1 protein-coding gene and 1 pseudogene are annotated in these 1,327 nt (G+C 39.9%); both read left to right on the forward strand.

From position 1 onward, the window contains the following. Positions 1-73 precede the first annotated feature (73 nt). A complete protein-coding gene (locus QT716_RS16240) occupies positions 74-424 on the forward strand; it encodes a helix-turn-helix domain-containing protein (RefSeq protein WP_317937209.1) in 351 nt (116 codons plus the stop codon). Then, a pseudogene (locus QT716_RS16245) lies at positions 424-1,278 on the forward strand (IS3 family transposase); the annotation flags it as partial. The gene QT716_RS16240 and the pseudogene QT716_RS16245, both read left to right, overlap by 1 nt. Positions 1,279-1,327 lie beyond the last annotated feature (49 nt).

The raw sequence follows: 1,327 nt of genomic DNA on the forward strand, positions 1-1,327 counted from the left end.
TAGTCGCCCCCCTTAAAATGGACATAAGAGATGTTATAGTTGTGGGAACATACTGTCACGGGAGGGGTTCATTTTGGAATTCATAAAAAAGGGCAGGAAGAGAATATTATCTTTTGAACAGAAGTGCACAATCGTTAAAGAGGTCTTAGAAGAGAATCGACCAAAAACAGATATCGCCACTGAGCATCGAATTCACGTCAATTCTATTTCTAACTGGATTCGTATCTATAATGAGAAGGGTGTGGAGGGCTTACGCCCTTTCGTAAAAACCCCGAAAGTTCCGAGAGACCAATTGAGAGAGGAGCTCAAACGGCTTCAAGAAATTGAAAAGAAATACAATGAACAGCTAACGGAGATTGAAATCTTAAAAAAGTTCCAGGCCTTTCTCAAGGAGAAGGAAAACAAAAGGCATACGAAGCGGTAACAGCCTTGAGAAAGGTTTATACGGTAAAGCAATTATGCAGTGCATTAGGCGTATCCAGAAGTGGGTATTACGCTTATTTAAAGCGCCCGAGAAAGATAGTGACTTTGAAAGACCAGGAAGATATTCGAGCGATTAAAAAGATAGTTAAAGAGAATCGCGGCACCTGTGGTGCGAAGCGCATTTCAGGAGTCCTCCGTACGGTAAATCACATAATTAATCATAAACGCGTGGCTCGTCTTATGAAGGAATTGAATATACAATCCAAGATTAGACGGAAAAAATATACGAAGGAAATTAGAACGAAAGCAGCTGGGTATATTTATCCCAATCTACTTGCCCGTGATTTTAATGCCCTGCTTCCGAATCGCAAATGGGTAATGGACGTCACTGAATTCGTAAGAGGTGATGAAAAGGTTTTTGTATCGGCGATAATGGATTTATATGATCGGAATCCAATCGGGGTCGTAATAGGACGTACTTCCAATAACGATATGATGGAAGAGTCGATTCGCAAGGCAATGAAAGAGCGAAATCTAAAAGACCTCTCCCAAGTAATTCTTCATACGGATCAAGGGAATTCTTACCGATCTTATCGCTATAACCAGTTATCTAAAGAGCTAAGCTTTATACCGAGTATGTCCCGAAAAGCAAACTGTTGGGATAACGCCGTGATTGAAAGCTTTTTTTCACATTTCAAAACGGAGTTACCTTATCACTATTCAATTGAAACGCCAACACTTCTTGAAAAAGCCATTCCGAAGTTCATTAAATACTACAAAGAAATACGTAGCCAAAAACGCTTAGGTTATTTGTCTCCTACGGCATTTCTGAATCGGTATTTGGAAAGCGCATAACACACAATTGTACATAAACTTTCGTGTCCATTTTTAAGGGGCTTGACTA

Origin of the sequence: Sporosarcina aquimarina (genome assembly GCF_033253705.1) — a bacterium.
In the GTDB taxonomy this organism is placed as follows: Bacteria; Bacillota; Bacilli; order Bacillales_A; family Planococcaceae; genus Sporosarcina; species Sporosarcina aquimarina.